Raw genomic sequence first — 25,028 nt, 5'->3', positions numbered from 1 at the left:
GATATTCCCCTATTTCAGCTGCTGTCGTCAGTAGGGTTAAATGATATGATACGCATTAAAATAAAGTGAACTGACTATTTAGAGGTGGGCCAAATGATTATTGTCACTGGCGGCGCAGGGTTTATTGGCAGCAATATTGTCAAGGCACTGAATGACGAAGGTTATAAGGATATTCTGGTTGTTGATAATCTGAAAGACGGTACAAAGTTCGTAAATCTGGTTGATTTAGATATCAGCGATTATATGGATAAGGAAGATTTCATTGCCAGTATCGTTGCTGGTGATGATCTAGGCGATATTGATGCTATTTTCCATGAAGGTGCTTGTTCATCCACAACTGAGTGGGATGGCAAGTATATGATGGACAATAACTATCAGTACTCTAAAGATGTATTGCATTACTGCCTTGATCGTCAGATCCCATTCCTGTACGCCTCTTCTGCCGCAACTTATGGTGGTCGCAGTGATAATTTCATTGAAGAACGCCAGTATGAGAAACCTCTCAATGTTTACGGATACTCAAAATTCCTTTTTGATCAGTATGTTCGCGATATTTTACCACACGCAGATTCTCACATTTGTGGCTTCCGTTATTTCAATGTATACGGGCCACGTGAAGGACATAAAGGCAGTATGACCAGTGTCGCCTACCATTTGAACACCCAAATTAACCAAGGCCAGAACCCGAAATTATTTGCAGGCAGCGAACATTTCCAACGCGATTTTATTTATGTTGGTGACGTTGCAGCGGTAAACCTGTGGTTCTGGAAAAATAGTGTTTCCGGCATTTTTAACTGCGGTACAGGCCGGGCTGAGTCTTTCCAGGCCGTTGCTGACGCCGTTATTGAATTCCATAAGGAAAAATCTCCTGCCGTAGAATATATTGAATTTCCAGAAAAGCTAAAAGGTCGCTATCAGAGCTTTACTCAGGCTGATCTGACAAAACTTCGCGCAGCAGGTTATGACAACTCATTCAAAACCGTTGCTGAAGGTGTTACCGAATATATGCAATGGCTCAACCAGGATAATTAATCGACCTTTATGAAGATATTGGTGATCGGCCCATCGTGGGTGGGTGACATGATGATGTCTCAAAGCCTCTACCGCACCTTGAAGGCTTTGTACCCAAATGCAGAAATTGATGTGATGGCACCAGCATGGTGCCGCCCATTACTCACGAAAATGCCAGAAGTTAATCAGGCGCTGGCAATGCCGCTGGGACACGGAGCGCTTGCTCTTGGTGAACGTCGCCACCTTGGGATAGCACTGCGTGAAAGTGAATATGATCGCGCTTACGTACTCCCCAACTCCTTCAAATCTGCTTTGGTGCCTTTCTTCGCCAATATCCCTCTGCGTACAGGCTGGCGTGGTGAAATGCGCTATGGTTTGCTGAATGATATCCACATTTTGAATAAAAGTGTCTTTCCACTCATGGTTCAGCGCTATGTTGCTCTCGCCTATGACAGGAAAACTGTACACAGTGCTGAAGATCTTCCCCAACCACTGTTATGGCCTCAGTTAGCTGTTAGTGACGAAGATATTGCAGAATCAACAACAGCTTTTAACATCGCCGATCATCGCCCAATTATCGGTTTTTGCCCCGGTGCAGAGTTTGGCCCGGCTAAACGCTGGCCACACTATCATTACGCCGCACTGGCTGAACAGTTAATCACTCAAAAAGGTTACCAAATACTGTTATTTGGTTCAGCTAAGGATAATGAAGCTGGTGAAGATATCCGGGCACTTCTGAGTGAAGATGCGCGGAAAGATTGTCTTAATCTCGCTGGCCAAACCTCCCTTGAACAGGCGGTCAATATTATTGCAGCGTGTGATGCCATTGTTACAAACGACTCAGGTTTGATGCATGTCGCAGCAGCCCTGAACCGCCCTCTGGTAGCATTATACGGGCCGAGTAGCCCTGATTTCACTCCACCACTGTCAGACAAAGCCGAAGTGATCCGTCTGATTACGGGTTACCATAAGATCAGGAACGGTGACAGTGCGGGTGGCTATCATCAGAGTCTTATTGATATTCAACCAGAGCAGGTTTTAGCCTCATTGGAAAAACTTTTACAGACGGAGAACCAGAGTTAATGCGTGTTTTACTGGTAAAAACGTCTTCAATGGGCGATGTGTTACATACCCTGCCTGCACTGACAGATGCCATGCAGTACATACCGGGTATTCAATTTGATTGGGTCGTTGAAGAGGGATTCGCCCAAATACCCACATGGCACAATGCGGTTGAAAATGTTATCCCTGTTGCTATTCGTCGCTGGAGAAAAAATTGGTTCAGGAAAGATATCCGTGAAGAACGCGCACGTTTCAGGGAACAATTACAGCAACGAAAATATGATGCAATTATTGATGCTCAAGGACTGTTAAAAAGTGCTTTTTTGGTGACACGCTTAACCCATGGACCAAAACATGGCTATGACAAAAAAAGCATTCGTGAGCCACTGGCCAGCTTTTTCTACAATCAACGCCATTCTGTGAGCAAACAGCAACATGCTGTAGAACGAATTCGCGCATTATTTGCAGAGAGTCTCGGTTATCCAAAACCTATAGAATCAGGTGATTATTCTATCGCCCGCCACTTTCTGAACCAACAGTCAGAAAGCGGAAATGATTATCTGGTATTCCTGCATGCCACCACTCGTGATGAAAAACATTGGTCAGAAAACCACTGGCGACAACTGATCACAGAGATTCAACCAACGGGTATGCGCATCAAATTACCCTGGGGAGCAGAACATGAATATCAGCGAGCGTTACGGCTGGCAAACGGTTTTCCTCATGTTGACGTGTTACCAAAATTAACATTAGCAGAAGTCGCACAGGTTCTTGCTGGCACGAAAGCTGTAGTATCTGTTGATACAGGATTAAGTCATCTCACTGCCGCCCTTGATCGTCCAAATATTACTCTGTTTGGCCCGACAGATCCTGGCTTGATTGGTGGGTATGGAAAAGAACAGCATACTTTGAAATCAGTGGATAGTACGATGCAGAGTATTACTCCGGCAGAAGTAATCCTGTTCTTGCAAAATATATTAAATAAGAACCTTGCCTAGTGGAAATGTCTCACACCAACGGCTTTTATATTCAAGAGTAGGATTCCCCAATGAGTAACGCATAGTCTTGTTTGCTGCCTGACATAATACTTTTGCTTCCTGGGTATTAACCCACATCAAAATGCTACCAACACTGAGATGTGCATATTCAGGATTATATCCTCCATTAATAGCATCAAATGAGATCCATTTAGGACTATCGGCACGTAATACAAAATCGTACGCACACGGTGAACCATTAATAAGTAACACATAACCAAATATATGTTCTCGAAGTTCTGTGTATATTTCAAGCAAACGCTGACGTTCTTTTGGCGAATGATTATAGTCCCAGCGCTTTTGATACAGATCGATGTAAATATCAACCAATTCTTCAGCACTGAATTCACTTGAAAGACGAATTTCTCCGCCTGCACGAGTGAATTTATTTATCTCATTCTTGCGGTTACGACGGGTTTTGTAGGAGAAATTTTCTTTAATCAGGCAGATTTGACGTTTACTCAAAGGAACCTTATAGCTGGCATTTATAAAATTATTTTTATGAATAGGAGATAATCTCTTTGATTTTATAGGTAAAAATAACTTCGCATCAGTTGCGATAGGGAAAATCACTTCATCATAAGGGAGTGGATATGTGCCTTGGATTTTTTCTACTAATTTTTGGTTTTTAACAAAGAAGCAAGCTCCCTTAACGGCAGTCCCTTTTTCTTTAAAATAGAAGGAGAGTTGGTTACCTTCAATATGTCTATTCAAAAAAGAGACAATGTTGGGATGTGTTAATACACAACCGCCAAAAAGAGCGTGGGCTTCTTTATATTGTTCGAAATTGCATTTTTTCCATCCCCAAAAAAATGATTTTATTTTTCCCATATCCTATTCCATAAAATGGCTTTTTAATATTAACTAAATTTTTTACTACTTTATAAAAAACAAAAAATATTTTTTATTTCCAATAATAATTTAGGCTATTAATTATAAAAATGTATTACTTTTATAGTTATAAAACTCCGACAATGTCATACCATGAACCAATGGTTTCAAGAATCCAAACAATCCTTCTAACTCTTTATAAAGAAACTCAATTTTTTCTTCCGTCTGAAAAGTTGGACTTCCTCCAGGCATAAATTCTGATGAATGCAACATGAACTCAACATAATCATTACCAGATGCCAAAGTTTGCCGGACTACAGTTTTCATCTGCTCCAAATTTCCACCCTTTGGGCGTAACCAATTAACCGATGGAGAACGTTGCTTCCCTCGCAAATGATCATATTTTTGTTTAATAAAATTCATGATCGGAGAATGCTTATACTGAATACTCATTGGCACTTGCAACAAAGAAGAGTTACCTTCTTTAGCAATATCCTGCAAATCCATAAAATAAGCATGAGATGGAAAACGGCTATAATCTGTTCCGCCATTTCCATTCGGATCTCCCTTGGTAAAACACCAGTTAATCTTTGGAGTAACTGAACAATCTACCTGATAACCATACTCAACCAATAATTGAGCATAATATTCGTTGAATGCCCAGCGACCAGCACGGTGACTCAGCATCTTGGTCTGAAGTTTTTCTTCAAGAAGATTTGTCATTAAATCAATTTTTGCTTTCATCTGATTTTTAGGGTATTCAATCAGATAAGGCTTATAGCGCATATCATCGTCAGTCAGAGACACAATAGGTGGATTGTTCCAAGCATGCAAATGCATACCAATTTCACCTGTGTTTCTGGCAATTATATCCTTAGCAAATTCGATATAACTATCATCCATCGCCATTTCATAGTTTGTTAGCCAGACGGGTTTGAATCCAAAACGTTCACAAAGGCTTTGAAATCTTGGTAGATATTGAGTATTTTCGGTAGAAATTTTATCGCTATTTTGCCAAAGGTTATCACCTTCAGTATCAATTGTGATGATGAATGCTGGTTGAGTCATGAGATATGTGCCCAAAAATAAGAGTAAATAATTGCTTAATAAGATAATAACTCACAAGTCGCCTATTCAGGTTTCAACGGCATAATCATTCTGAGATTTATTGCTGTTCAATCAACGATAAATATTCACTGACCACAACATCCAGATCAAATTTCTTATACATGTTTTCCGTAATTAAAGGAGGATTCTGATAAACCAAACGCATTTTCTCTGCCAATGATTCTGAGGTAAGTTCAGATTTATATTGTTCTAATTCCCCCATCATAATCTCACCGATACCACCAGGGCAATTTGTGCTGACAACTGGAGTTTGGCAGATCAAAGCCTCAATTAATACATTGCCTAAACCTTCACTATCTGAACTCAAAACAACAGCTTTAGCTTCACGTATCACAGGTAAAGGATTTGTTAAAAATCCAATTAGTTTAACTCTGGATTGTAAACCAAGTTCCACAATTTTCTGTTTAATTTTATCAGTCATTTTTTCATCGCCATGACCTGCAATTAATAAGTTGCAAGGAATAACAGCCATGGCAAATGCTTCTAACAAACGATCATGGCGTTTCACCTCGTGAAATCGTCCAAGATGGAGAATATAATCTTGACCTGAATATGGATTGTTTTCTAATGAATTCAATTTAATTTCAGTTATATCGAATGGGTTGTAAATAGTGACCATTCTTCTGGCAGTAATAGCTAGATTTTCCTGTAAATCCAAGCCAACTGCATCAGAAACACAAATCAAATTACGATCCTGATAAACACGCTGAATTTTATGTTTTTTAAGCCAACGTGCCAGGCCTGTTTTATTTTCGAGGTAAGATTTAGAAAATACACCATGAATACAAAACCACACATTCAAATTTTCTAATACCTTAGATTTTGCAACTATACGATCGGTTTTGTGTAAATTGGATATTACCAGCGCAGGAATTCCTTTTTGCCGCAATATTTTTTCCAAAACCTTATCCATAGACTTTGCTCTACGAAAAATTTCAGTCTGTCTTCTAAAAGGACCTGCATATTTATCAGCATCAATAACCAAATCAACATGTTCAGGAATCGAATATTCGCATTTATCAGACAACGATAGCAATGTGATATCAAAACCTTTTTGTTGCAATCCACGACATAAGCGTACTACGACATTTTCAGCACCACCACCCGGCAATCCATCAATGATAAACAGGATATGCCCTTTCATAAAGAAAGCACCTTGCTATACAGCTCAGTAAGCTGCTGAGATAAATAAGCCGGAGTATAACCCGTTATCTTTTCTTTTGCTGACATAGCGATCTTACTGGTCAAATGATCTGAAGGTATTAAGGAAATTCTCTCAGATAATCCCTTTATATCCAAGGCATCGCATACAAAGCCATTTACTCCTGAGTCAATGAACTCAGCTCCGCCACAGGTTTTACTGGTTATAATCGGTAAGCGACATGCCATTGCTTCCAGAATGACATTCGGGAAAGGATCATATAACGTCGGTAACAATAATCCATCAGCCATTTGATAAAATGGCAGTGTCTTTTTTTGTACGCCTAGAAACCTAATACGAGTGTAGCAACCAAGCGAATGAGCTAGTTGCTGATATTTATTTTCTTCCTTATCCTGCCCGATCACCAATAGATACGCTTCCGTCTTACTAACTGCTTCAATTGCAGCTTTCAGTCCTTTTCTTTCAAAACCCGACCCAACATATACGAGACATTTAGCCCGTGCAGGGATGGCATATTGCTGTCGCAAGACTACTCGTTCATCTTCTCCGACAGGAAAAAACTGTGACCGGTCAATAGAATTATAAATCACAGAAATTTTCTCTTCTGGTAGATCAAAATCTTCCATAACTTCCCGTTTGACCATTTCTGAGTTACAGATAACTTTCTTCAACTCTGGAGACAAATACATTCTTTTCTCAGCATCCATGACATAACGGTGGTAACGGCTGACAAAAAGCAGTTTACTTTTCCAGGCTGGCAGAGTTCTTGACCTTTGCTGCAACCACCGTTGATGTACACCATCACCAGCCCGGTAAATATCACATCCTGCTATTCGTTCATGACTTTGGACGATATCGAATTGCTCCTTTTGCCAAAGAGCCTTGGATGCATCAGCAAACCCCTTCTCACGGCTAATGCGCCCCCATTTCAAAGGATTAGCCAAGTGCACATGCCAATTTGGATTTATACTTCCCTGCCAAGAACGGGTAATAATATTTAATTGTAGATTTTCATTACCCAATGCTTCTAAAGCTCTGGAAATGAAACGTTCAGCGCCACCATCAGGGCGATATTTTTGTCGGACAATGGCAAGACGAACAGGTTTCATGATAAATATCTCCGAGCAGTTTTAATCACAACATCTGTCGGGATCAAACTTAAATAGCGATTATCTGTTTTAGTATCAATTTCATCAGGGTTCGATAATTTACCGTAATTTCTTGCCCAGATCACTTCCCCATAGCCCTGCCATGGATACCAAAAGACCATCTTAGATAGCCCAAATAACGCAACACAAGGCGTTTTCAATGCAGTAGCCAATGCATAGGAACAGAATCAACGCCAATAAATAGTTTCGCATGGTCAATAAGAACACCCAGTTATGGTAATGTTATCTGCCCTATTTTTGCTCAACGACATGCAAAGCTCCCTCACCCTTAATAGACACTAAATCCGTCAGACAAGCTCTCCACAACAGATTTTGCCGCCTAGGGAGATTTTCTTTCAGAGTATTAATCACGGGAGTGATGAGTAACGCATCACCACGATGTCTTAGTTTAATGATCAGAATCTTTTTACATTGAGTAGTTTTTGTACCCATTCGATTTCCAATACTTATCATAAAGCAGGCATGCTCTTTTTAAGGGAATACGAACAACCTATCCGCTTTTTGCACACTTTCTTCAAGCCAATGTGATACTATAGCCGCAATCTATTTCAGTGAATTTGATAGAATGTTGCTTCGCTTATATCAGGTACTTCTCTACCTTATCCAACCTATTGTCTGGTTGCGCTTATTATTGCGTAGCCGTAAATCTCCGGCGTACCGTAAACGCTGGAGTGAACGCTATGGTTTTTGCGCCAAAAAAGTTACTCCTGGAGGGATATTACTCCATTCGGTTTCAGTTGGAGAGACATTAGCTGCGATTCCTCTCGTCAGGATTTTACGACATCACTATCCTTTTCTGCCAATTACTGTAACAACCATGACACCAACTGGCTCCGAGAGGGTGCTTTCCGCACTAGGAGATGACGTTAACCACGTTTACCTGCCGTATGATTTGCCTGGCTCTATGAGTCGTTTCCTTGATAACGTCAATCCCAAGTTAGTAATTATTATGGAAACCGAGTTATGGCCTAATTTGATAGCTCAATTGCACCAACGTGGTATCCCGCTGGTTATTGCCAATGCAAGGCTTTCAACCCGTTCCGCCGCTGGGTATCAGAAAATTAACAGTTTTATTAAAGCCATTTTAAATAAAATAACATTGATCGCTGCACAAAATCAGGAAGATGGCGAACGTTTTATTGAATTAGGGCTGAAACGTACCCAACTGGCTGTCACAGGCAGTCTCAAATTCGATATTTCTGTCACACCTGAATTGGCCGCTAAGGCGGTAACTCTGCGTCGTCAATGGGCTGCACATCGGCCTGTATGGATTGCAACCAGTACCCATGATGGTGAAGAAACTATCATACTGGATGCGCATCGAAATTTATTGAAACAACATCCCGATTTATTGCTGATTTTGGTTCCCCGCCATCCTGAACGTTTTGCCAAAGCAGAAGAATTAACTCAAGAAGCGGGGCTAAACTCGGTATTGAGAAGTTCTGGCACCATACCCGATGCCAATATTCAGGTCGTAATAGGTGATACTATGGGCGAACTGATGCTACTGTACGGTATTGCGGATTTAGCCTTTGTCGGAGGCAGCTTAATCGAACGTGGAGGTCATAATCCACTGGAAGCCGCGGCTCATGCAATCCCTGTCATTATGGGGCCGCATACATTCAATTTTAAGGATATCTGTGCCAAGCTGGATAAAGCTGATGGGCTTATTACTGTGACAGATAGCCAATCTTTGAGTTCCGCGGTCAATAGCCTGCTGACGGATGAAGACTACCGCCTTTATTACGGTCGTCATGCCGCGGAAGTCTTACACGAAAATCAGGGCGCACTGCAACGATTGTTAAAATTACTGGAACCTTATCTCCCGCCACGGAGCCATTGATGAGTACGAGAAAACGTCTGTCCGTCGTCATGATTGCCAAAAATGCCGCCGACTTGATTGGTGATTGCCTGCTATCTGTAAACTGGGCAGATGAAATTATCGTTCTGGACTCTGGTAGTACTGATGAAACCTGTCAAATAGCCAAAGAAATGGGAGCCAAAGTTTACACTAATACTCAATGGCATGGTTTTGGCCCTCAGCGGCAACTCGCACAGTCCTATGCCAGTGGTGATTACATTTTCATGATTGATACAGATGAACGAGTCACTTCTGAGCTAAAGGCTTCAATTGAACAAGTTCTGGAAAATCCCGACGACAATAAAGTCTATGCCTGCGCACGCTTTAATTTATTCATGCATCGGTTTATGAAGCACAGCGGCTGGTATCCTGATAAAGTCATTCGTCTCTATTGCCGTGAACGTTATCAATATAACGATAATCAGGTTCATGAATCACTGGATACCCAAGGTGCTCGTATAGTGACATTGAAAGGCGATTTACGTCATTTAACTTGCCGCAATCTTATGGAATTCCAGCAAAAACAATTGAATTACGCGAAAGATTGGGCCAAACATCACTATGAGCAGGGTAAAACAACCCGTTATTTTTCTATTATCGGCCATACATTGGGAGCATTTTTCAAAACATGGCTGTTAAGAGCGGGTTTCCTTGATGGTAAACAAGGGCTAATGTTAGCGATTGTCAATGCTCAATACACATTCAATAAATATGCAGCACTCTGGGAGTTGACCCAAACAGAGAGTCAAAAAAATGAAAAAAAAAGCAATTTATCCCGGTACTTTTGATCCTATTACCTATGGTCATCTCGATATCGTGACCCGTGCGGCAAATATGTTTGATCATGTTTTACTTGCCATCGCCAGTAGTGACAGAAAAAACCCCATGTTCAATCTTGAAGAACGTGTCGCATTAGCAAAAGAAGTCACTGCTCATTTGGATAATGTTGAGGTTGCAGGATTCAGTGAGTTAATGGCTAATTTTGCTAAAAAACAACAGGCGACGATCTTAATTCGTGGGGTGCGTTCAGTTTCTGATTTTGAATATGAATGGCAGCTTGCCAATATGAATCGACATTTTATGTCTGAGTTGGAAAGCGTCTTTCTATTGCCCTCTCAAAGCTTGTCCTTTGTCTCATCATCCTTAATCAAAGACGTTGCACGTCATGATGGTGATGTTTCATCATTCCTACCGGAGCCTGTTGCTCTGGCAATGTTAAAAAAATTAGATAAATAATATTCGTCGGGGGCAATTAAGCCCCCCAAAAATACAATTAATGCTGACACTGCCGACAAAAAAATGTACTGCGTTGCCCTAATTTTATGCTCTCTATTTTTTCTCCACACATTGGACAAAGCTCGCCTTTCTTACCATAAACAAATAATTCCTGCGCGAAATATCCCGGTTTTCCATCAGATTGCAGAAAGTCTTTCAGCGTAGTCCCCCCTTGTTCAATAGAACGACGTAAAATCTGCTTTATCGTATCTGCTAATAGATAAACCTCTTCCTGTGTCAGGGAATAAGCAGGGCGCTCAGGTAAGATATGGGCAACATACAAAGCTTCATTAGCATAAATATTACCAACACCAACAACCACTTTGTTATCCATCAACCAAGGCTTAATAGCCGTTTTCTTATTACGCGAAAGAGTATAAAGGTATGAACCGTTAAATACATCAGACAGGGGCTCAGGACCCAAATGAGCCAGTACAGAGCACTTCTCAAGATCATCACTCCATAGCCAGGCACCAAAACGCCGTGGATCCGTGTAACGGAGAATTTTACCGTCTGCCATCACCAAGTCGATATGATCATGTTTTGCAGGAGGAGATTCATGCAATAAGACGCGTAAGCTACCGGACATCCCAAGATGAACAATAATCCATCCATCAACCAATTCGAGCAATAGATACTTTGCCCGACGCTGCACACTGAGCACTGGCTGATCTGATAATTTCATGATCTGTTCAGAAACAGGCCAGCGCAAACGTGAATTCCTCACCTCAACATATTGAATCACATTACCAGCCAAATGTGGCTCAATTCCCCTGCGACTGGTTTCAACCTCTGGTAATTCGGGCATACGGACTCCTTGAATAAACTATCTACAACACCCTATTTCAGCAGATTACGATACCGTTTTCATGTATTATTTACAGTCAAATCCAGTCGAAATCGTTGAGAGAATAGGCCCCATGCTTTTTGATATCAAAAATAGGCTAAACATGATTGAAAATAAAAAGTCCCTGTGGAACTTATCTATTATTGGACTGTACATTATTCTTGTTTATCTGCCAGATATTACAAGATATAAAAATCTTGTCATGATCCTTATCTGCATAACAGCACTGTGTTATCTGGTAACGGATTTTCGTCAGGTAGTAAACTCACTGAGAAATTCTCTCTTTTTATCCATTTTGCTGTTTATACTGGCAATGTTCTACTCTATTGGAGTTTCGATTGATCCTGCATTGAGTTTCAAAGAGATGAATAAGCCTATCTTAAATGGCCTGCTGCTGTTTAGTTTCACACTTCCCATTGTGCTCTATCAGGAAAGTAAACAACACATTGCAAAAATGATCCTGATTGCTTTTATTATTGGTATGTTAGCTATTTCACTGACCGAACTCGCGAAATACATTATCAATTACGATTCAACAGGTGAAATGCCATTTACTAATTATAATCATCGGGAGTTTTCATACGGATTTATTTTCTATTTTCCTGTGTTGTTATGTACTTGGGCATTATGGAAAAAACATTCTTTACTGAGTTGGTTATTGCTGATTATCGCTTCAGCCATCAGCCTATTCTTATTACTTGGAACACTTTCTCGTGGTGCCTGGGTTGCCATTGTAGTAGCTACAGTATTTATTATTACAATTAATAGAGAATGGAAAATCACCATTGCTGCTGCAATATGTCTGGGATTATTGGCCGGGATCACTCATTGGTCAGCGGCATCGAATCCTGACACAAAATTACTGCTCCATAAACTTACCCAAACTGATAGCAGTCACCGCTATAGCAATGGAACCCAAGGCTCTGCGTGGCAGTTGATTATGGAAAACCCTGTCAAAGGTTATGGTTTCGGTAATCAGGTATATCACCAAATCTATAATAGTCGTGTTGCCGATTATCCCGACTGGACATACAGAACCTCCATTGGACCACATAATGTATTTTTATCACTTTGGTTTGCTGGTGGCGTCCTGGGCCTAATAACCTCACTATTAATGACACTTTCAGCAATATTTACCGGAAGCCAAATTATACGTCAAAATAGTGGCATAATCCGACAAGCGGGTATCATTATTCTTACCGCATTTATTGGTATTTTCGTCGTCAGGGGAATGTTTGAAAATGCTTATATTAATGAAATAGGTATCTTATTGGGATTAATGATCGCCCTATACAGCGCCCAACAAGAAATCAGAATAGAACAGAAAAACCACTAATTTCAAATCCACCAGCCCGTATCCAATAAATGAGACGGGCTGGTGTCCCACTATTTGACTTTCACTTATCAAAACAGATTTTTTCCATCACTTGTATAATCAACTTTGCCCGTTGATCCCAATTGAATTGTTCCGCGACTAATCGCTGAGAGTGTTCTACTTTAGCCATTATTTCAGTCGGGTTATCAATCAGTAACTGAATCTGTTGTGCGAAACTTGTCGAATTTTCACTGTCTGCAAAGCTGACTGAGTTTTCATCAACCGCATCACGAATAGAAGGAAGATCAGAAATAACAACGGGTTTTCCCATCGCCATATATTCAAAAAGTTTAAGAGGGGAAGTATAACGACTGCCGATACTGGTTTTTGTCAATGGCAGGATGCAAATATCATTATCTGCAATGATTTGGAAACGGTTTTTAGGATGGATAAACCCCAGAAAATTAACCCGATCACTTACGCCAATTTGTTGAGCTACAGATTTGAGTTGTTCAATCTGCGTACTATTTCCACCGGCAATGTTCAATACAACATTATTAAGGTGACACATAGACTTCATAGCAGTAGGTACGCCTTTCCAGCGATGCAAACTGCCTAGATACAATACCTGTGTTGTTTCTCCTTTCTGATATTGCTTGCCTGAAGATACCATCTTTGTCGCTTCAACTGCTAACAAATCAACACCGTCAGGTGCAACGATAATCGGAGTTTTAACCCCATATTCTGTATAAATATCGTCACGTAGTAATGAAGTCAAAACAAAAACAGTCCGGGCACGATAATAAACCTGTTGTTCAATTTTTCTGAGCCTAGAATATTTGCGTTTATTAGCACGTTTATTCAAGTCATGGGACTCTTTAAAAGACTGAGAAAAAATTTCATGACTTTCAAAAAAGTGTGGAATATCAGGATGCTTATGCAAGAGATAATTTGCCATTTTAATATTACGAGTAAAAATGGCATCGACTTGATGTTCCTGCAACCAACGGGAAACCTGAAAATAAAATAATTTTTGCGTATTGATTGGGAAATACCACTTACGCCGCATATCACGTAGAGCGATCAATTCAACAGACGGTGGTAACTTTCTGCCAAGGATTTCCTCAACACCATTTTGCCCTGCAGGTGTAATCAGACAGACTTGGTGACCCTGACGGGCAAAAGCATCCACATTCTGTAAAATTTGCAGTGAGGCAACACGAAAGTCAGGTACAGGATAAGGATCAATATAAGCAATCTTCATGACTTTTTTATAGTATCCAATAAACGGCCTGCCGAATGCTTCCAGGTATACATAGTTTCAATTCTCTGGCGAGCATGTTTACCCATTTCTTTTCCTCTGTCTGGTAAGGACAAGAGCTGATTTACAGCTCCGGCAATAGCCGCTGCATTACCAGGTGTCACTAGAATGCCGGACTGATTTTCATTGCCTACCACTTCAGGTATACCACCAATATAACTGGCAATAACAGGTCGTTCACACGCCATTGCTTCCGCAATAGTAATACCGAATGCTTCGTCACCGATGCTCGGGAAGATCCCAGCATCTCCAGCAGCATAAAATTCAGGTAACTGATCATGACCAACAGGAGGATGAAAAATAATTGATTGTTCTAACTTCAATTCCGCAACTTTTTTTTCAAGTCGCTTTAGTTCTTCACCTGCTCCAATAATTAACAGTTTTACATCTATATCACGTAACAAGTCCATCGCATCAATAGCGATTTTCATGCCTTTCCATCCGACCAACCTACCAGCAAAAGTCAGTAGAAACGTATTTTCATGGATACCCAATCTGCTCCGAACATCAGAATTGGCAGGCTTAAACTTATCAATATCTACACCATTATAGATAACACTTGGAAATTGTTTGAAATGATGCTGGATCTGCCAGGCATTAAAATGGCTGCAAGCAACCCATGCCGATATTTTTCTTCCTAATATTCTGTCACCTTTAAAAAAGCTGGTCCCCCCACTCATATAGCAAAACTTAGTATGGGAGTTGGCTGGCATCATTCTGGGCCAGAAGAAATCAAAAGGCTTAGTTAATATCACCCAATCAAAATTTTCAGCAATAACCGTTTCACAGGCATGACGGGCAAATGAGTAGCGTTCAACAATACGTTGAAAACGACGACCAATATTGATTACCCGTTCTCTGGGGATAAATGGGAAAGTATGAACACGGATATTCCGATCCCCTAACTCAGGTCTGATATCACCTGTTCCGCCGAAAATATGGATCTCATGTCCTGCATCTGTTAAAGCCTTAGCCAGCTCCCAGACCGCCGTTTGAATACCACCATAGGACATGGTAACGGTGACATCAATAAACCCTATTTTCATCGTTTTCATTATCCTTTTATTGAATTTTCAGTATATTTTTCACTGAATGCCAGACTTGTTCCACCGATATGTCTGACATGTTGTCTTGACGAGTCGCCTGTTGATAATCTATCGGATGTTCAATCACAACCAATCTCTCATGCTGTTGTGGAGCAAGAAAACGACCAGGATGAAAACTATGGTACATGGCAACCATTGGGATCCCCAATGCTCCTGCCAAATGTGTCGTCCCGGTATCCACACCGACATACAAATTAAGTTGGCTCATAATCGCCGCATTTTGGCGCATTGTCGTTTTACCCGCCAGAGATGTACATCTTTGTACTCCCAACATTTCAGATAATCTTTCCGCCGCCGCTGCCCCATCCTGGCTACCCAACAGTAAAATGTGGGCAGCAGGATAATGAGCATAAATGCGCCGGGCTAACTCATAAAAAGATTCTACTGGCCAATCACGGTAAGCTTTCGCAGGAAAACTCTGTAATTGAAAGCCAATCCTTAGTTTATCTTCCAAACCATGATGCCGGAGAAAAGAACTCGCATATTCTGCTTCATTTTGACTCACACAATACTGCAACCGCCAGTCATGAATTTCAATCCCTAACGCATCAGCTAACAAAGCCCTTTCCTGCTGAGCTTGCATAAGTTTTTGGGGTTTTTCTACAAACAATTCATTTGGGGTTTTGCGGGATGTATCAGAAAAGCAAACAACTCTATTTGCTTTTCGTCTGGCATATTGTAGTAAAGATTTATCATGATTATATACCAATGCCAAATCATAACTACGACAAGAAAACCAACCAACCCACTTCGCTTTTCCTTTTGAAAAAGCATTTATTGAATTGATTTCATCAATATTCTCAAGGATCTCTTTTGTTCTCTTATGCGCCAATACATCAATATTGGCTTCTGGCCAGTTTAACTTTAAAGCCCGAATCACTGGTGTTACAAGTAACGTGTCGCCAAAACGCGCAATATTGATAATCAAAATATTTTTAGGTTGCATAATAATGAATTATAAAATTATCCACTCAGAGACTGGCTTACGAAACATACATCAAAGTTACTTAAGATATCTTGATACAGATTGTTCCATGCAGAAGCCAAACAAAAGTTTTATTTCACTTGTCTTATTTCACTTATAGTATATTAGTCCCATTTTAGATAAAGCGATAATATGGGTACAAAACAATACCTTCTGTCACTAACAACTGTCACTAACAACTGTCACTAACAACAAAAATAGACTCCATTTTATCTAACATATTATCCATACCGAATAAGCGTGTGGCTCGTTTAAGTGAAGCATCTCCCATCTGCAAACGTATATCTGCATTTCTCATTAACAGATCTAATTTTTCAGTTAGCTGTTCAACACATTTAGGTTCAATAACATAACCAGTTTCACCGTCAATCACAGCTTCAGAAATAGCGCCCACTGATGTAGAGACCACTGGTAATCCGCACGCCATTGCCTGCATGATACCTTGTGGAACCCCCTCATTTCCAAACGAAGGTAACGCAAAAATATCCATCGCATTTAAACAGTCCGGAACATCCTGACGATTACCAAGAAAAATGACACTATCCGTCAGCCCTTCTTGTTTAACCCTAGGTTCAAGATTTTTTTGTTGTGGGCCATCCCCTACAAACAGTAATTGCCAATCAGGATAGCGTTGATGAAGTATTTTCCAGCTATCCAACAGGTAACGATGCCCTTTCCAGGTTCTCATTGTCGCCACAATACCCAGCGTCGGTTTATCTGCAATTCCAATACCCTGGCGGCACTGTTGTTTATTTTCAGGGTGAAAACGTGTCAAGTCGATACCTGTCGGTACAGAGGTCATATGAGATAACGGATAGCCATTATTAGTATGTAGATATTGGCGTAACTTCTCCCCTGTCGTCACAATATGCTGGCAGGATTTCAAATAGAGCCAACGGGTCGCTATGGAGGTTGAAACATTAGTGGAAACATGGCGGGTCCGGACTATTGGTGGCATCCCCCTTAATGTGGAACATGCCGCAGCCACCAACCAAGAATCAGTAGAACTGTGGGTATTAATGATATCAAACCGATGGCCTTCAGCCTTTAACCAACGGCGCATTGCTATAAAGCATGGAAGACGCTTTTTTTCAATTGGCAACGCAACGACAGGAACACCATAATGGTGAGCTTCACGATAAAGTGTCGAAGTTGGGCAACAAACGATAACAACATGATGCCCACGACGCATCATCCCCTGAGATTCCGTCAGAATACGAATCTCTTGCCCTCCCCAACCACGTGACGATTCCGTATGTAAGATATTCAAGGTCTTTCTAGTCATTTTCTGAGCCACGCCTGACGGTTCATATATCAAAAAGTGTTAGTATAACTGAACGTCATGTTACGTTCACGGGTAACCGATAATCAGGTTTAAGATAAGGAAAGATTGGTGTATTTCAGGCATAAAAAAACCCAGCGAGAGCTGGGTTTTTTATCCACTAAAATTATTTGATTTTAGCTTCTTTGTACATTACATGCTGACGAACAACTGGATCAAATTTTTTCATTTCCAGTTTTTCAGGCATAGTACGCTTGTTCTTCGTAGTGGTATAGAAGTGACCAGTACCAGCAGAAGAAACCAGTTTAATTTTATCGCGAATACCTTTAGCCATTTTTCAGCTCCTTAGTATTTCTCACCACGGGCACGCAGTTCAGCAAGAACTGTATCGATACCCTTTTTGTCAATCACACGCATACCTTTAGCAGATACACGCAGAGTTACAAAACGCTTCTCAGACTCAACCCAGAAACGGTGAGAGTGCAGGTTAGGCAGAAAACGACGTTTGGTCGCATTTAATGCGTGAGAGCGGTTGTTACCACTCACAGGACGCTTGCCAGTAACTTGGCAGACTCGGGACATGTCTATTCTCCAAAAATCAAATCAGCTCGAGCTTTGTATTGGGTATGGCCGCCTCGTCAGGCTTAGGAGCCCATCTCAGTAAATTTTCTTTACTCTATACTGATAAAGAACGTTACTGAAAAGACTCACATTTTCTCAGCAAAAAACTCACTGAGATAGGCTCTTCTCGCCAAGCCCAAGATCCTCAAAGGTGGCGTAGTATACGCCCTCATTCGCTGATGCTCAAGTCCCGAACAACTAAGATCTGACTGGTTCGTGGAAAAACCGCATTAAATCCAACCTCTTTCCATAAAAGAGACGCAATATTGTTTGCCTATGACAATATGATCCAAAACCTTAACACCGACTAAATTACACGCATCAATGATTTTTTCTGTCACCAGTTTATCTGCCAAACTAGGTTCTGGATTACCGGAAGGGTGATTATGGGCAAGAATAATGGATGCTGCATTAACTTTAACCGCCTGTCTTACAATTTCACGCGGATGAACTTCAACTTTGTTTATCGTTCCCTTGAACATCTCATCATGACAAATCACTTTATTCTGATTTGTCAAAAACAGCACGACAAAAACTTCCCGATCCTGCCAAGACAATAAATCCTGCAAATAACTTTGAGTCGCGGCAGGGCTGCTCATAACATCTTCATGAATAAATTGGCTGGAGAAAAAACGCTTTGCCAATTCAGAAACTGCCTGTAACTGAACATATTTGCACACGCCCATTCCTTTATGTGCACAAAAATCAGCATAATCGGCAGAAAGCAAGTGGTACAATGAGCCAAATGATTGCAGCAGATGTTCCGCCATTTGCACAACAGGCACACCTCTAGCCCCTGTACGTAAAAATATGGCCAACAGCTCCGCATCCGTCAGAGTAATTGCACCATACGCCAGCAATTTCTCCCGGGGAGCAAGATCTGAATGCAATTCATCGTCTTTTTCCACTATTGTGATATCCATTCTACTTCCTCCCTTAAATATCTTTTGCTGGCTGGCTAACCGCCATGAAGATGACACCCCATAGCTTCGATATCCACATCATCAATATCCCATGATGAAAAAATCACCGCCAGTCCTGTGCGTATGGTTTGCGTAGCGCTTCGCAAACTTAGTATTTCTCAGTGACAAAACGGGAACTCTCAACGCCATATTCTCAACACCCTATTTTCTTATGATAGAATCCTGAGTAATTGTAACTTACAGGTGGACAATCAGAATGGCAGAACTTTCCGGCAAAGGGCTTTCTGGTAAACATATCGTGCTCGGCATCAGTGGAGGCATTGCTGCTTATAAAACAGCAGAGTTAGTACGGCGTTTACGTGATCGTGGTGCCCAGGTACGTGTCGTAATGACTCCGGCAGCAGAGGCTTTTATCACCCCATTGACATTACAAGCTGTATCAGGTCATCCGGTTTCTGACGATCTTTTAGACCCGGCAGCAGAAGCAGCGATGGGGCATATTGAGCTGGCAAAATGGGCTGATTTGATTATTCTCGCCCCTGCGACGGCAGATCTGTTGGCTCGGTTAGCTACTGGTATGGCAAATGATTTAGTCACAACTATTTGTTTAGCTTCAGCAGCCCCCCTGGCAGTCGTTCCTGCAATGAACCAGCAAATGTACCGTGCACAAGCCACCCAACATAACCTAAGGATACTGAGAGAACGTAATGTGTTGATTTGGGGGCCAGATGAGGGAAGTCAGGCCTGTGGCGACATAGGGCCGGGCAGAATGATTGAGCCCATGGCGATTGTCGAACTGGCAACGCAATATTTTAACCCTGTTCGAGATTTAATAGGCCTGCAAATAATAATTACAGCCGGGCCAACCCGTGAAGCCTTAGATCCTGTCCGTTTTATTACCAACCATAGCTCCGGTAAAATGGGCTTCTCCATCGCACAGGCAGCCGCAGAACGTGGAGCTGAAGTCACACTGATTGCAGGCCCTGTCAATCTGACTACTCCTCAAAATGTCAAACGTATTGACGTAACCAGCGCATTAGAAATGCACAAGCAAGTGCAGGCAATCGCAGCTTCACAGCATATTTTCATCGGCTGTGCTGCCGTCTCTGATTATCGCTTCAAACAAATATCAGTTGAAAAAATCAAAAAACAGGGTGATGAAATCACCTATACATTAGTCAAAAATCCTGACATCGTAGCGAATGTTGCGGCAATGGAAAAACATCGTCCCTTTGTCGTTGGATTTGCAGCCGAAACCCAGAATGTGGAAGAATACGCCCGCGGAAAACTCAAGCAGAAGAATCTAGACTTGATTTGCGCGAATGATGTATCTCTGGCTGAACATGGCTTCAACAGTGATACTAATGCATTACATCTATTCTGGCACGATGGCAGCATTAATTTACCGCACAATGGTAAATTACAACTCAGCCACCGCTTATTAGACGAGATATTCAAACGCTATGATGAAAAAAATCGACGTTAAAATCCTTGATCCCCGCATCGGGCAAGAATTTCCTTTACCGGCCTATGCTACTCCTGGTTCTGCGGGTTTAGATTTACGTGCTTGTCTGGATAACGTAGTGGAACTGGCACCTGGTCAAACCGAACTTCTGCCAACGGGGATTGCTATCCATATCGCGGATGAACAATTGGCTGCGATCATTCTTCCCCGCTCTGGTCTGGGTCATAAACATGGTGTGGTGCTAGGTAATCTGGTAGGGCTCATCGACTCTGATTATCAAGGGCAACTGATGATTTCTGTTTGGAACCGTGGTGATAAGACATTCACCATCAAACCGGGCGAACGTATTGCCCAAATGGTTTTTGTGCCCGTTGTACAGGCTGAATTTAATTTGGTTGAAGATTTTGAGAGCACAGAACGCGGAGCAGGTGGTTTTGGTCATTCCGGTCGTCAATAACTTTTCATAAAGTCTGATACCATCAACCAACTTTTATATTTTTGCCCATCATCAGCATGGGCAAAATGTATATCCATAAATTTCAAGCCAACACTTGGAAGATAAAGGGTATAGCTGGATTTGTTTTGCTGTCTTAGCAGGGGTACTACCACACATGGCAGAAAAAGAACGTACAAAAAAGAAAAACAGACGTGAAGAAATCTTGCAGGCACTGGCACATATGCTTGAATCCAGCGATGGCAGCCAGCGTATTACAACTGCAAAACTTGCCGCCAACGTTGGGGTTTCTGAAGCTGCACTTTATCGTCATTTTCCGAGCAAAACCCGGATGTTTGATAGCCTGATTGAGTTTATTGAAAACTCTTTAATTTCTCGCATCAACCTGATTTTGCAAGATGAAAAAGAGACCATCCCTCGAATTCGGTTAATTCTGATCCTCATTTTGGGCTTTGCAGAAAAAAATCCAGGTTTAACCCGTATCATGACAGGCCATGCCTTGATGTTTGAACAAGACAGATTGCAAAACCGTATCAATCAACTGTTTGAGCGTATTGAGGTACAGCTTCGCCAAATCTTAAAAGAGAAAAAAATACGGGATAGTCAGGGTTTCAGTTATGACGAAACCATACTGGCATCACAATTATTGGCTTTTTGTGAAGGGATGCTCTCTCGTTTTGTTCGCTCTGAATTCCGCTATCGACCAATGAAAGAATTTGAAGTACGCTGGCCCTTGATATTGACCCAACTACAATAAATTTCCCAAACCTGCTATGCACATTTTTTATTCTGGGGATCTTTTCATTACAGAATATAGAAATGATAACATGCGTTTTTCACTAACGTTTTTTGTATAAATTTGTGTTAACATGCTTTGGCTAGCTGAGTTGACTACCCAATCGCTCAGTAATGACATTCCTTCCACATTATCTGCGGGATGTCATTTCTACTACTCACCCCGCCCACCATTGGGCGAGGGATTTTTTTTAGTCTGTAATTTCTACAGAGCAATCAAACAGAACGAACTGTCAGATACCGTATTCTCTGCGGTAAGCTTCCACAGCCTCTAAATGAGACTGCATTTCTGGGTTTTCACGCAGATAGGTAATTAAATCATTCAATGTGATGATAGAGAAGACTTTACAGTGATAATCACGCTCAACTTCTTGGATAGCCGAAAGTGTTTCCCGTCCACGCTCCTGACGATCCAGACATAAAATAACTCCAGACAACGTTGCACCATGTTGTTTGATAATTTCCATTGATTCACGAATAGCGGTTCCTGCTGTGATCACATCATCAACGACCACAACTCTTCCTTGTAATGGACTGCCGACCAGTGTTCCTCCTTCCCCATGATCTTTTGTTTCTTTACGGTTAAAGCAATAAGGCATATCAATATTGTGATGCTCCGCCAGCGCCACTGCGGTTGTAGTTGCGATTGGAATACCTTTATAAGCTGGCCCAAACAACAAATCACATGGAATACCACTATCCTTCAATGCCGCGGCATAAAAACGGCCAATCAACGCCAAATCACGTCCGGTGTTAAACAGCCCTGCGTTGAAAAAATATGGACTCTGGCGACCGGATTTCAGCGTAAATCCGCCAAATTTCAGCACCTTTTTTTCCAGTGCCAGTTCAATAAATTCGCGCTGATAGGCTTTCATAGGGTTCTCCTCTTGTACATCATTATGATTCTTATCGCCATTCTCGCAGGTATAAAAAAGGCGACTCTTCGGCCGCCTGATCCATTTATTTTTTCAATTCATCTTGTTTTAGAGAATCTTCTTTTGAAGAATATTGCTTTAGCGCATCCCGCTGCGCGGCAAAAATAGTTGCCAATCCTTCTTTCGCAAGGGAGAGTAATGAAAGCAATTCATCATGGCTAAACGGTTCACCTTCTGCCGTGCCCTGAACTTCAATCATCCGGCCATCATCCATCATGACGACATTCATATCAGTCTCAGCCGCAGAGTCTTCTACATACTCTAAATCACAGCGACCTTCACCATCAACGATACCAACAGAAACTGCGGCTACCATTGACTTCAACGGGCTTTCTTTCAGTTTTCCATCGGCAACCAGTTTATTCAACGCATCCACCAGAGCTACACATGCGCCGGAAATCGCTGCGGTACGAGTGCCACCATCTGCCTGAATAACGTCACAATCTAACGTGATGGTATATTCACCCAGTTTTTTCAAATCTACTGCTGCACGCAGTGAACGAGCAATCAGGCGCTGAATTTCCATAGTACGGCCAGTTTGCTTGCCTCTAGCGGCTTCACGGGCGTTACGGGTATTTGTCGCCCGTGGCAACATACCATATTCTGCCGTGATCCAACCCTGCCCCTGACCTTTCAGGAAACGTGGAATTCCTTCTTCAACGGAGGCATTACATAACACTTTGGTATCCCCGAACTCAACCAGCACCGAACCTTCCGCGTGTTTAGTGTAATGACGGGTTATTTTAATAGGACGAACCTGCCCCGCCGCTCTTCCTGCCGGACGCATTCCCACTAGGCTCATAGTGTTCTCTCCGCTGTTAATACTTTATTGGGGGCGCATTATACGGCCTAACGCGGCGAATGCCTATCCTGCATCTGCATGGAGCGTTATAATCATTCATCATTTTATAAATTGGGAATGAGTTATGATCCGTAGCATGACCGCTTTTGCGCGGCGAGACATCAAGGCAGATTGGGGAAATGCAGCCTGGGAACTACGCTCTGTCAATCAACGTTACCTGGAAACTTATATTCGTCTGCCAGAACAACTCAGAAGTCTGGAGCCAGTCATCCGCGAGCGTATCCGTTCCCGCCTGACTCGCGGCAAAGTGGAATGTAACCTGCGTTTTGAACTGGATACCCGCACTCAGGGCACACTGATTCTTAATGAAAATCTGGCCAAACAACTTGTTGAAGCAGCAGGCTGGATTAAGCAACACAGCAATGAAGGAGAAATCAATCCCGTAGATATTCTGCGCTGGCCGGGTATGATAGCTGCCGAAGAGCAAGATCTGGATGCCATCAGCGCACAACTGCTTGCGGAGCTCGATCTGGCACTGGATGCCTTTATCCAAAGCCGAGAAACTGAAGGGCAGGCGCTTAAGGCACTGATTGAGCAACGTTTGGATGCAGTAACTGAGGAAATCAGCAAAGTCCGTGTACAGATGCCAGCCATCCTACAATGGCAACGCGAACGGTTACAAACCAAGCTGGAAGAAGCCCAGATCCAGTTGGAAAATAACCGTCTTGAGCAAGAGCTGATTCTATTGGCACAGCGTATTGATGTGGCAGAAGAGCTGGATCGTCTGGATGCCCATGTCAAAGAAACACGCAATATTCTGAAAAAGAAAGAAGCCGTCGGCCGTCGGCTGGATTTTATGATGCAGGAATTTAACCGCGAATCGAATACATTGGCGTCAAAATCAATTAATGCAGATGTAACAAATTCTGCGATTGAATTGAAAGTATTGATTGAGCAGATGAGGGAACAGATTCAAAATATTGAATAACGTTTCTTAGCATTTCAGAGAAAATCACAAAGCCAGATATATATTGTTATATCTGGCTTTTTTGTTATCAGAGTATTGCAGAACGAATCACAGTAGCGCATGGTTATCGTGTACCACTAGAGATCATGAAACTCATTTAGTGGTACACGGTCATTTTTTTACATTGGAAATTGCACAAATGCCGAAGCTCACTGACAAAGAGATCAGAGCATGGATAAAATCCGGTGAAAGGTTCGAGGGAAGAGCGGACGGTAACGAGCTATATCTATGCTATCGAAAAACCTTTAAACACCCTATATGGCGTTTTAGGTATAAGTTCGCAGGTACGCCCAGAGTGATAACTCTAGGCTAATACATTGCTCTATCACTATCAAAAGCAAGAGAATTCACCAGAGAGCTATCAGCCCGTGTTGCGTTGGGCTATGACGTTGCTGGGGAAAAGCAGGAACGCAAAGCTGAAGCACTGGCAAAAATTGAAGCTGAAAAGAACTCCATCAAAGTATCAGATCTCGCGGCTGAATATTTTGAACGTCAGATACTCCCGCGCTGGAAACTGTTCTGCTCAAGAAAAATCGGACACTTTTACGAAGGCCATTTCATATTCCACGGGTGTTAAATCATTATTGGCCGTGTGCAATCGTGTTAAATTGTAA

26 protein-coding genes and 2 pseudogenes are annotated in these 25,028 nt (G+C 41.8%); 12 read left to right on the top strand and 16 right to left on the bottom strand.

The features are described 5' to 3' along the window. Positions 1 to 93: 93 nt before the first annotated feature. From rfaD to rfaC, 3 genes are read left to right on the top strand one after another with little or no spacing between them, the layout of a single operon-like run. On the top strand, positions 94 to 1,032 hold the full coding sequence (gene rfaD / locus Xbud_RS13150; RefSeq protein WP_099136487.1) for an ADP-glyceromanno-heptose 6-epimerase: 939 nt from the start codon (positions 94 to 96) through the stop codon (positions 1,030 to 1,032). A gap of 9 nt (positions 1,033 to 1,041) precedes the next feature. Next, positions 1,042 to 2,094, top strand: a complete 1,053-nt coding sequence (gene rfaF / locus Xbud_RS13145; protein ID WP_099136486.1) for an ADP-heptose--LPS heptosyltransferase RfaF — start codon at positions 1,042 to 1,044, stop codon at positions 2,092 to 2,094. Further along, positions 2,094 to 3,071 (top strand): lipopolysaccharide heptosyltransferase RfaC, encoded by a 978-nt coding sequence (gene rfaC, locus Xbud_RS13140; protein ID WP_099136485.1) that lies wholly within the window; start codon positions 2,094 to 2,096, stop codon positions 3,069 to 3,071. Before rfaF ends, rfaC begins: the two co-directional genes overlap by 1 nt. Here rfaC and Xbud_RS13135 read toward each other — a convergent pair. The 6 genes and pseudogenes from Xbud_RS13135 to Xbud_RS19575 form a co-directional block, all read right to left on the bottom strand. After that, complete coding sequence (locus tag Xbud_RS13135; protein ID WP_099136484.1) at positions 3,051 to 3,941, bottom strand: GNAT family N-acetyltransferase; 891 nt, start codon at positions 3,939 to 3,941, stop codon at positions 3,051 to 3,053. The two genes, rfaC and Xbud_RS13135, sit on opposite strands and share 21 nt — an antisense overlap. Positions 3,942 to 4,043: 102 nt before the next feature. Continuing rightward, positions 4,044 to 5,009 carry a polysaccharide deacetylase family protein gene (locus tag Xbud_RS13130; RefSeq protein WP_099136483.1) on the bottom strand — a complete coding sequence of 322 codons (966 nt, stop codon included), beginning with the start codon at positions 5,007 to 5,009 and terminating at the stop codon, positions 4,044 to 4,046. A gap of 97 nt (positions 5,010 to 5,106) precedes the next feature. Then, on the bottom strand, positions 5,107 to 6,213 hold the full coding sequence (locus Xbud_RS13125; protein ID WP_099136482.1) for a glycosyltransferase: 1,107 nt from the start codon (positions 6,211 to 6,213) through the stop codon (positions 5,107 to 5,109). Next, a complete protein-coding gene (locus tag Xbud_RS13120) occupies positions 6,210 to 7,340 on the bottom strand; it encodes a glycosyltransferase family 4 protein (protein ID WP_099136481.1) in 1,131 nt (376 codons plus the stop codon). Before Xbud_RS13120 ends, Xbud_RS13125 begins: the two co-directional genes overlap by 4 nt. Beyond that, positions 7,337 to 7,611, bottom strand: a pseudogene (locus Xbud_RS19580) (glycosyltransferase family 9 protein); the annotation flags it as partial. The gene Xbud_RS13120 and the pseudogene Xbud_RS19580, both read right to left, overlap by 4 nt. A 20-nt stretch (positions 7,612 to 7,631) precedes the next feature. Then, positions 7,632 to 7,832, bottom strand: a complete 201-nt coding sequence (locus tag Xbud_RS19575; RefSeq protein ID WP_145956636.1) for a hypothetical protein — start codon at positions 7,830 to 7,832, stop codon at positions 7,632 to 7,634. A 133-nt stretch (positions 7,833 to 7,965) separates the two neighbouring features. Here Xbud_RS19575 and waaA point away from each other — a divergent pair, with 133 nt between their 5' ends. The 3 genes from waaA to coaD are packed head-to-tail and all read left to right on the top strand — an operon-like array spanning position 7,966 to position 10,497. Beyond that, positions 7,966 to 9,243 (top strand): lipid IV(A) 3-deoxy-D-manno-octulosonic acid transferase, encoded by a 1,278-nt coding sequence (gene waaA / locus Xbud_RS13110; RefSeq protein WP_099136480.1) that lies wholly within the window; start codon positions 7,966 to 7,968, stop codon positions 9,241 to 9,243. Continuing rightward, the gene (locus tag Xbud_RS13105; RefSeq protein WP_099136479.1) at positions 9,243 to 10,049 is read left to right on the top strand and encodes a glycosyltransferase family 2 protein; all 807 of its coding nucleotides are present in this window, start codon (positions 9,243 to 9,245) and stop codon (positions 10,047 to 10,049) included. Before waaA ends, Xbud_RS13105 begins: the two co-directional genes overlap by 1 nt. Continuing rightward, complete coding sequence (gene coaD / locus Xbud_RS13100) at positions 10,015 to 10,497, top strand: pantetheine-phosphate adenylyltransferase (RefSeq protein ID WP_099136478.1); 483 nt, start codon at positions 10,015 to 10,017, stop codon at positions 10,495 to 10,497. The genes Xbud_RS13105 and coaD overlap by 35 nt, the downstream gene beginning before the upstream one ends. Positions 10,498 to 10,534: 37 nt before the next feature. On the opposite strand, the gene mutM is transcribed toward coaD, so the two are convergent. Next, the gene (gene mutM / locus Xbud_RS13095; protein ID WP_099136477.1) at positions 10,535 to 11,344 is read right to left on the bottom strand and encodes a bifunctional DNA-formamidopyrimidine glycosylase/DNA-(apurinic or apyrimidinic site) lyase; all 810 of its coding nucleotides are present in this window, start codon (positions 11,342 to 11,344) and stop codon (positions 10,535 to 10,537) included. 142 nt (positions 11,345 to 11,486) lie between these two features. On the opposite strand from mutM, the gene rfaL reads away from it, so the two are divergent. Further along, positions 11,487 to 12,719 (top strand): O-antigen ligase RfaL, encoded by a 1,233-nt coding sequence (gene rfaL, locus Xbud_RS13090; RefSeq protein WP_169923072.1) that lies wholly within the window; start codon positions 11,487 to 11,489, stop codon positions 12,717 to 12,719. 61 nt (positions 12,720 to 12,780) lie between these two features. On the opposite strand, the gene Xbud_RS13085 is transcribed toward rfaL, so the two are convergent. From Xbud_RS13085 to radC, 7 genes are all read right to left on the bottom strand, one after another. Continuing rightward, positions 12,781 to 13,962: a glycosyltransferase family 4 protein gene (locus Xbud_RS13085; RefSeq protein WP_099136475.1), complete on the bottom strand. Its 1,182-nt coding sequence runs from the start codon at positions 13,960 to 13,962 to the stop codon at positions 12,781 to 12,783. Then, complete coding sequence (locus Xbud_RS13080; protein ID WP_099136474.1) at positions 13,959 to 15,065, bottom strand: glycosyltransferase family 4 protein; 1,107 nt, start codon at positions 15,063 to 15,065, stop codon at positions 13,959 to 13,961. Before Xbud_RS13080 ends, Xbud_RS13085 begins: the two co-directional genes overlap by 4 nt. A 16-nt stretch (positions 15,066 to 15,081) precedes the next feature. Then, a complete protein-coding gene (locus Xbud_RS13075; RefSeq protein ID WP_099136473.1) occupies positions 15,082 to 16,071 on the bottom strand; it encodes a glycosyltransferase family 9 protein in 990 nt (329 codons plus the stop codon). Positions 16,072 to 16,282: 211 nt separating this feature from the next. Continuing rightward, positions 16,283 to 17,395 carry a glycosyltransferase family 4 protein gene (locus Xbud_RS13070; protein WP_099136472.1) on the bottom strand — a complete coding sequence of 371 codons (1,113 nt, stop codon included), beginning with the start codon at positions 17,393 to 17,395 and terminating at the stop codon, positions 16,283 to 16,285. A 163-nt stretch (positions 17,396 to 17,558) separates the two neighbouring features. After that, the gene (gene rpmG / locus Xbud_RS13065) at positions 17,559 to 17,726 is read right to left on the bottom strand and encodes a 50S ribosomal protein L33 (RefSeq protein ID WP_010847629.1); all 168 of its coding nucleotides are present in this window, start codon (positions 17,724 to 17,726) and stop codon (positions 17,559 to 17,561) included. 11 nt (positions 17,727 to 17,737) lie between these two features. Then, positions 17,738 to 17,974 (bottom strand): 50S ribosomal protein L28, encoded by a 237-nt coding sequence (gene rpmB, locus Xbud_RS13060; RefSeq protein ID WP_038239873.1) that lies wholly within the window; start codon positions 17,972 to 17,974, stop codon positions 17,738 to 17,740. Positions 17,975 to 18,243: 269 nt separating this feature from the next. Beyond that, on the bottom strand, positions 18,244 to 18,936 hold the full coding sequence (radC, locus tag Xbud_RS13050; RefSeq protein WP_099136471.1) for a RadC family protein: 693 nt from the start codon (positions 18,934 to 18,936) through the stop codon (positions 18,244 to 18,246). Positions 18,937 to 19,192: 256 nt separating this feature from the next. On the opposite strand from radC, the gene coaBC reads away from it, so the two are divergent. The 3 genes from coaBC to slmA all read left to right on the top strand — a co-directional run bounded on the left by coaBC (position 19,193) and on the right by slmA (position 21,612). Next, positions 19,193 to 20,422: a bifunctional phosphopantothenoylcysteine decarboxylase/phosphopantothenate--cysteine ligase CoaBC gene (gene coaBC, locus Xbud_RS13045; RefSeq protein ID WP_099136470.1), complete on the top strand. Its 1,230-nt coding sequence runs from the start codon at positions 19,193 to 19,195 to the stop codon at positions 20,420 to 20,422. Beyond that, a complete protein-coding gene (gene dut / locus Xbud_RS13040) occupies positions 20,400 to 20,858 on the top strand; it encodes a dUTP diphosphatase (protein WP_099136469.1) in 459 nt (152 codons plus the stop codon). Before coaBC ends, dut begins: the two co-directional genes overlap by 23 nt. A 154-nt stretch (positions 20,859 to 21,012) precedes the next feature. Then, entirely contained in the window at positions 21,013 to 21,612 is a 600-nt protein-coding gene (gene slmA / locus Xbud_RS13035) for a nucleoid occlusion factor SlmA (protein WP_099136468.1), read from the top strand. A gap of 271 nt (positions 21,613 to 21,883) precedes the next feature. Here slmA and pyrE read toward each other — a convergent pair whose 3' ends face one another. Then, entirely contained in the window at positions 21,884 to 22,525 is a 642-nt protein-coding gene (pyrE, locus tag Xbud_RS13030) for an orotate phosphoribosyltransferase (protein ID WP_099136467.1), read from the bottom strand. 85 nt (positions 22,526 to 22,610) lie between these two features. Further along, positions 22,611 to 23,372, bottom strand: coding sequence for a ribonuclease PH (gene rph / locus Xbud_RS13025; RefSeq protein ID WP_099136549.1), 762 nt, complete (start codon positions 23,370 to 23,372; stop codon positions 22,611 to 22,613). A 139-nt stretch (positions 23,373 to 23,511) separates the two neighbouring features. Between rph and Xbud_RS13020 the strand changes: the two genes are divergently transcribed. Next, positions 23,512 to 24,375: a YicC/YloC family endoribonuclease gene (locus Xbud_RS13020; RefSeq protein WP_099136466.1), complete on the top strand. Its 864-nt coding sequence runs from the start codon at positions 23,512 to 23,514 to the stop codon at positions 24,373 to 24,375. Between the two features lie 178 nt (positions 24,376 to 24,553). After that, positions 24,554 to 24,928 (top strand): annotated as a pseudogene (locus Xbud_RS13015) (Arm DNA-binding domain-containing protein); the annotation flags it as partial. Positions 24,929 to 25,028 lie beyond the last annotated feature (100 nt).

This window comes from Xenorhabdus budapestensis (genome assembly GCF_002632465.1).
Lineage (GTDB): Bacteria > Pseudomonadota > Gammaproteobacteria > Enterobacterales > Enterobacteriaceae > Xenorhabdus > Xenorhabdus budapestensis.
The sequence above is the reverse complement of the archived record's forward strand: the minus strand, read 5'-3'. Positions and strand labels throughout refer to the sequence as shown.

Bases quoted from the DNA above. Each gene is read 5' to 3' on its own strand.
- rfaC (WP_099136485.1), top strand. From the start codon at position 2,094: ATGCGTGTTTTACTGGTAAAAACGTCTTCAATGGGCGATGTGTTACAT.
- mutM (WP_099136477.1), bottom strand. From the start codon at position 11,344: ATGCCCGAATTACCAGAGGTTGAAACCAGTCGCAGGGGAATTGAGCCA.
- pyrE (WP_099136467.1), bottom strand. From the start codon at position 22,525: ATGAAAGCCTATCAGCGCGAATTTATTGAACTGGCACTGGAAAAAAAG.
- Xbud_RS19575 (WP_145956636.1), bottom strand. From the start codon at position 7,832: ATGGGTACAAAAACTACTCAATGTAAAAAGATTCTGATCATTAAACTA.
- Xbud_RS13120 (WP_099136481.1), bottom strand. From the start codon at position 7,340: ATGAAACCTGTTCGTCTTGCCATTGTCCGACAAAAATATCGCCCTGAT.
- rfaD (WP_099136487.1), top strand. From the start codon at position 94: ATGATTATTGTCACTGGCGGCGCAGGGTTTATTGGCAGCAATATTGTC.
- Xbud_RS13070 (WP_099136472.1), bottom strand. From the start codon at position 17,395: ATGACTAGAAAGACCTTGAATATCTTACATACGGAATCGTCACGTGGT.
- Xbud_RS13075 (WP_099136473.1), bottom strand. From the start codon at position 16,071: ATGCAACCTAAAAATATTTTGATTATCAATATTGCGCGTTTTGGCGAC.
- coaBC (WP_099136470.1), top strand. From the start codon at position 19,193: ATGGCAGAACTTTCCGGCAAAGGGCTTTCTGGTAAACATATCGTGCTC.
- Xbud_RS13020 (WP_099136466.1), top strand. From the start codon at position 23,512: ATGATCCGTAGCATGACCGCTTTTGCGCGGCGAGACATCAAGGCAGAT.
- Xbud_RS13080 (WP_099136474.1), bottom strand. From the start codon at position 15,065: ATGAAAATAGGGTTTATTGATGTCACCGTTACCATGTCCTATGGTGGT.
- waaA (WP_099136480.1), top strand. From the start codon at position 7,966: ATGTTGCTTCGCTTATATCAGGTACTTCTCTACCTTATCCAACCTATT.
- coaD (WP_099136478.1), top strand. From the start codon at position 10,015: ATGAAAAAAAAAGCAATTTATCCCGGTACTTTTGATCCTATTACCTAT.
- slmA (WP_099136468.1), top strand. From the start codon at position 21,013: ATGGCAGAAAAAGAACGTACAAAAAAGAAAAACAGACGTGAAGAAATC.
- Xbud_RS13135 (WP_099136484.1), bottom strand. From the start codon at position 3,941: ATGGGAAAAATAAAATCATTTTTTTGGGGATGGAAAAAATGCAATTTC.
- dut (WP_099136469.1), top strand. From the start codon at position 20,400: ATGATGAAAAAAATCGACGTTAAAATCCTTGATCCCCGCATCGGGCAA.
- radC (WP_099136471.1), bottom strand. From the start codon at position 18,936: ATGGATATCACAATAGTGGAAAAAGACGATGAATTGCATTCAGATCTT.
- rfaF (WP_099136486.1), top strand. From the start codon at position 1,042: ATGAAGATATTGGTGATCGGCCCATCGTGGGTGGGTGACATGATGATG.
- Xbud_RS13130 (WP_099136483.1), bottom strand. From the start codon at position 5,009: ATGACTCAACCAGCATTCATCATCACAATTGATACTGAAGGTGATAAC.
- Xbud_RS13125 (WP_099136482.1), bottom strand. From the start codon at position 6,213: ATGAAAGGGCATATCCTGTTTATCATTGATGGATTGCCGGGTGGTGGT.
- rpmB (WP_038239873.1), bottom strand. From the start codon at position 17,974: ATGTCCCGAGTCTGCCAAGTTACTGGCAAGCGTCCTGTGAGTGGTAAC.
- Xbud_RS13105 (WP_099136479.1), top strand. From the start codon at position 9,243: ATGAGTACGAGAAAACGTCTGTCCGTCGTCATGATTGCCAAAAATGCC.
- rfaL (WP_169923072.1), top strand. From the start codon at position 11,487: ATGATTGAAAATAAAAAGTCCCTGTGGAACTTATCTATTATTGGACTG.
- Xbud_RS13085 (WP_099136475.1), bottom strand. From the start codon at position 13,962: ATGAAGATTGCTTATATTGATCCTTATCCTGTACCTGACTTTCGTGTT.
- rph (WP_099136549.1), bottom strand. From the start codon at position 23,372: ATGCGTCCGGCAGGAAGAGCGGCGGGGCAGGTTCGTCCTATTAAAATA.
- rpmG (WP_010847629.1), bottom strand. From the start codon at position 17,726: ATGGCTAAAGGTATTCGCGATAAAATTAAACTGGTTTCTTCTGCTGGT.